This window comes from Sphingomonas radicis, assembly GCF_051400635.1.
Classification (GTDB): Bacteria; Pseudomonadota; Alphaproteobacteria; order Sphingomonadales; family Sphingomonadaceae; genus Sphingomonas.
On record NZ_JBLFFG010000021.1, the window covers coordinates 1 to 502 of the forward strand.

Here is a 502-nt window from a genome sequence, read left to right on the forward strand (position 1 = left end):
TCGATGAAGCCGAGGCCTTCTGTCTCCATGATGAAGTCGAAGATGTTGCCGTGCTTGCCGGAGGCGAAGCAGTGATAGAAGCCCTTCTGGTCGTTCACCGTGAACGAGGGCGTCTTCTCCTGCTTGAACGGCGAGAGTCCCTTGTACTCCTTGCCCGCCCGCCTCAGCTTCACACGCCGGCCCACGACTTCCGAAACCGGAAGCCGGGCGCGCAGTTCTTCGAGAAATTGGGGCGTAAAGCGCATGGAATCGGACAGCCTCTGCAACCGACCATCAATATAGGCTTCCTGGGTCCGTCCCCCAATGAAAGCCGGATTGTCCCGGCTATTCACAGCCCTTATGGTCCGGCCTCGGTTCCGGATTACTCAACGAAAGCAAGAAAATATGGCTACCGCCCCGAAAACGCTGCTCCAGATCGCCGGTGCGCCGCTGCATCCGAGTGCGCTCGACAAATCCGCCCTCGTCATCATCGACGCCCAGCTTGAATACACGGGCAAGGGCA

General features: G+C 59.0%; 1 protein-coding gene. It reads right to left on the bottom strand.

Annotated features, from left to right (window positions below):
* Positions 1–245, bottom strand: a 245-nt coding sequence (locus tag ACMGDH_RS18240) for a CHC2 zinc finger domain-containing protein (RefSeq protein WP_436829405.1), incomplete at its 3' end; no start/stop codon positions are given.
* Positions 246–502 lie beyond the last annotated feature (257 nt).